This is a genomic window from Streptomyces sp. NPDC059900 (assembly GCF_050270335.1).
Taxonomy (GTDB): Bacteria; Actinomycetota; Actinomycetes; order Streptomycetales; family Streptomycetaceae; genus Streptomyces.
The window spans coordinates 1-1,294 of record NZ_JBNNJZ010001107.1; the positions used below are offsets into that span (position 1 = coordinate 1).

General features: G+C 69.8%; 2 protein-coding genes. Both read right to left on the reverse strand.

All coding sequences use genetic code 11. The features are described 5' to 3' along the window. Nucleotides 1-31: 31 nt before the first annotated feature. On the reverse strand, nt 32-337 hold the full coding sequence (locus ACQKIP_RS47640) for a hypothetical protein (protein WP_365852172.1): 306 nt from the start codon (nt 335-337) through the stop codon (nt 32-34). Nucleotides 338-474: 137 nt separating this feature from the next. Continuing rightward, nucleotides 475-846 carry a DUF488 domain-containing protein gene (locus ACQKIP_RS47645; protein ID WP_365852170.1) on the reverse strand — a complete coding sequence of 124 codons (372 nt, stop codon included), beginning with the start codon at nt 844-846 and terminating at the stop codon, nt 475-477. Nucleotides 847-1,294 lie beyond the last annotated feature (448 nt).

Here is a 1,294-nt window from a genome sequence, read left to right on the forward strand (position 1 = left end):
CCCGGGGGAGCGGGGCGCCGGGTGCCGTGGCTCAGAGGATGAAGACGCTCTGGGCGGTTTCCGTGTGGTACGTCTCGCCCGGGTACACCAGCCATTCCACCGGGCCGCTGCAATCAGGGCCCGAGTGGACCTCGGCGATGGCGTCGGTGTGGTTGGCCACCGAGGCCGGGAACCACTCGACGGGGTAGCAGCCGCTCGGGTCCGCGTAATCCTGGCCGTTGACGATCAGGACACCTTCCGCCGCGTACGCCGAGCCCGGCACCGCGATCGCCAGCGTCGCGGCGGCCGCGAGCACCCCCAGGCCCGCGGCCATGCGTCGTCGCATCGTGTTGATCATGTCGAGATCCCCTCCACCGTGCGGAGCGCTCCCACGCGATCCGCTGGAGTGACTAAAAGTAGGCGATCAGGCACGCCCCGTATCCGGCGCGCGGTTGCGCGAGCCATCGGCACGTGCGCCCTTCGCTTCCCTCCGCCTCAGATCCGCTCCCCCGCCAACACCGCCCGCAGCGTCGGCAGATGGCCGTGCTCCACGTCCTTGACCGCGGTGACCAGGGTGACCTTCCCCGCCGCCGCGAGCTCGCGCAGGTGCTCGATGCCGTCCTGCTGCTCGGGGCCTTCGAGCTCGGCGCGGTAGCGGCGACCGAACTCCTCGTACTCGTCCCGGTGCCGGTGGAACCACTTGCGCAGCTCGCCGGAGGGCGTGACTGCCTTGAGCCATTCGTCGACGGCGGCCCGCTCCTTGGAGATGCCGCGCGGCCAGAGCCGGTCGACCAGGACGCGCACGCCGTCCGCCTCGCCGGGCGGGTCGTACACGCGGCGCACGGGGAACGTATCGGCGGCCTTCATGGGCCCATCGTCACGCGCCCCAGGCCCCTCCGCATCTCGAAAATACGAACACGGGAGCAGTTGTTCCCTGGAACAGGTGATCGTTCCGCCAGGGATTGCATGTGACGCATGTGATTGACGATGATTACGGAACGCAAGCAACGGGCTGCAGACCGTAGTTGCCGCGTTCCCGGTCCATGTCCCATACGAGGACCGGCAGTTGAAAGATCCTGAGCAAGTCCCACAAGGAGAAGCACCACCATGAACATCATCACTGACGTCGTCGCCGGTATCGCCCACTTCCTCGGCTGGCTGATCTGACGTCATCCGCGGTCCCGTCCGAGGACGCACCCGGATACTCACACAGCGGCGCCGCCTCCCCCCCCCCCCGGGGGGGCGGGCCCCCCCGCGCGGGCCCCGGCGACAGAACCCCCCCCCCCCCCCCCCACACCCAGGTGGGGGGGCCGCC